Raw genomic sequence first — 223 nt, forward strand, 5'->3', positions numbered from 1 at the left:
GGCGAACAGCTGACGCTGGATTATGACGTTGAGAGCGGCAGACGCCGGGTCATCCGGGACGATGGTGCACAGGCGCACTGGCTGGTTGATGACGATGACAACGTCGCCAGCCATACGGATTTTGACGGACGCCGTACCGCCTTTGTCTACCGCGACGGGGAGCTCACAGACGTCATTCTTCCCGGCGGAGCCATTCGCCGCAGCGTATGGGACAGGTACGGAC

Annotated in this window: 1 protein-coding gene; it reads left to right on the forward strand. The window is 61.9% G+C overall.

The window, feature by feature from the left end; all coding sequences use genetic code 11:
- Positions 1-223: hypothetical protein (locus WFN61_RS20870; protein ID WP_337039157.1), on the forward strand; the 223-nt coding region annotated here is incomplete at both ends.

Source organism: Pseudescherichia sp. AS216 (assembly GCF_037152055.1).
GTDB lineage: Bacteria > Pseudomonadota > Gammaproteobacteria > Enterobacterales > Enterobacteriaceae > Pseudescherichia.